This is a genomic window from Bartonella sp. AA16NXGY (genome assembly GCF_042197325.1).
In the GTDB taxonomy this organism is placed as follows: domain Bacteria; phylum Pseudomonadota; class Alphaproteobacteria; order Rhizobiales; family Rhizobiaceae; genus Bartonella.
Map to the genome: position 1 here is coordinate 1 of NZ_JBHIRR010000065.1, position 771 is coordinate 771.

A 771-nucleotide genomic window follows, 5' to 3' on the forward strand; every position below is an offset into this window, starting at 1 on the left:
TCCTACACCGGCAAACGCTGAAGCCACATCTGTATAGCTCTCCTCACTCTCAGTTCCATCAGATTTTACTGTTTTAATCGTGAACTTAGGTTCGATCCATTGGCCATCCTCATACTTAGCTCCTCCACCTAAAGATTGCGCAACTTTATCACCTAGAGCATAAAGCTGGTTACCCGCTACGGCATCCGTTGAAGTTCCACTAATATCTCCATTTTTAAGAGACGTAATCTTGTTGTTCTCTTTACTGTCCCCATGCGTTGCTACAAAGGAATGTGCAGTGTCGCTCCATAATAAAGCATCACCATTAACCGCTTGAGTAATATTACTTAGTTTATCCTCAAACTTTTTGACCTCATTAGACAGATGTGTGTTCACATTCTTGACACTCGTATCAAGACCCGCAAAGGCGCTACCAACATCATTGAAGCTCGTCTTTACCACATCACCATCTGCAGAAACATGAGAGATCTCGTAAGTCGGAGCTGTCCATGTGCCATTCTCATACTTAGCTTTACCACCTAAGGACTGCGCAACACCGCTCCCTAGGGCATATAGCTGGTTACCCGCTACAGCATCACTTGAGCCTTTAGTTATAGATCCATTGGAAAGCGATGTTATCTTGCTGCTTGCATTCTCTTCACCATGCGTCGCTACAAACGCACCTTTGGATTTATCCCACAACAAGGCGTCAGCTTGAGCAGTGGTAATTTCATTGGTAATCTCTTTATGTAAATCCGTGAAAGAAGTTCCTACACCGGCAAACGCTGAAGC

1 pseudogene is annotated in these 771 nt (G+C 44.4%); it reads right to left on the reverse strand.

The features are described from left to right. Window positions 1-771 (reverse strand): annotated as a pseudogene (locus ACFINK_RS09355) (Vomp family autotransporter); the annotation flags it as partial.